Origin of the sequence: Bacillus cereus group sp. BceL062 (assembly GCF_051780025.1) — a bacterium.
Classification (GTDB): domain Bacteria; phylum Bacillota; class Bacilli; order Bacillales; family Bacillaceae_G; genus Bacillus_A; species Bacillus_A toyonensis.
Map to the genome: position 1 here is coordinate 1 of NZ_JBPWGY010000064.1, position 291 is coordinate 291.

The following is a 291-nucleotide window of genomic DNA, read 5'->3' on the forward strand; positions in this document are numbered from 1 at the left end:
TCCATTTCAAGCTGTTGAATACGTGCTTCAAGTGCTTCGACTGAACCTTCAACTGGTGTTTGTTTTGATTGTTTATTTGAATCTTTTTCCATGGATGGACGCCCCTTTTTCTTTGATTGAAGGGCAGCGATTCCTTGTGTTTCTAATTGTTTTTTCCAAACAATAATCGTTGAAGGGCAGGAATATTAAAAATAGCTGCCGTTTCAAATAAGGACGTACCGTTTTCAATCATAAAATTTAGTACGTCTAGTTTAAATTGTTGCGTGTAATTTGTATACCGTTTTAGAAAAG

At 35.4% G+C, this 291-nt stretch carries 1 pseudogene; it reads right to left on the reverse strand.

Annotation, left to right across the window (positions count from 1 at the left end):
- A pseudogene (locus ACS2MN_RS31095) lies at positions 1 to 291 on the reverse strand (helix-turn-helix domain-containing protein); the annotation flags it as partial.